Genomic DNA, 252 nt, shown 5'->3' with positions numbered 1-252 from the left:
CAGCGCGCGTTCGAGATTGATCTTTTGGCCCACCTGCCAGCCGCCGCTGGCATCGTTGCCGCGGCCGCCGATATTCGTCTTGGCCTGGCTCTCGGCGGAGATTTCCACGTCGAACCAGTTTTTCGGCTCTGTGCCGGTTGCGATCACGGTCAGGCAGCAGCCGTCGCAGGCAATCGACGCGCCCAGCTCGATGCTGCCCACGTCATAGCTTGTGCCGATCCGCGCGCGCAGATCGCCGCGCTGCTCCAGCTC

At 65.5% G+C, this 252-nt stretch carries 1 pseudogene; it reads right to left on the bottom strand.

The features are described 5' to 3' along the window. A pseudogene (locus B3D39_RS00670) lies at positions 1 to 252 on the bottom strand (riboflavin synthase); the annotation flags it as partial.

Source organism: Thioclava sp. UBA3469 (genome assembly GCF_002378135.1).
In the GTDB taxonomy this organism is placed as follows: Bacteria; Pseudomonadota; Alphaproteobacteria; order Rhodobacterales; family Rhodobacteraceae; genus Thioclava; species Thioclava sediminum.
The sequence above is the reverse complement of the archived record's forward strand: the minus strand, read 5'-3'. Positions and strand labels throughout refer to the sequence as shown.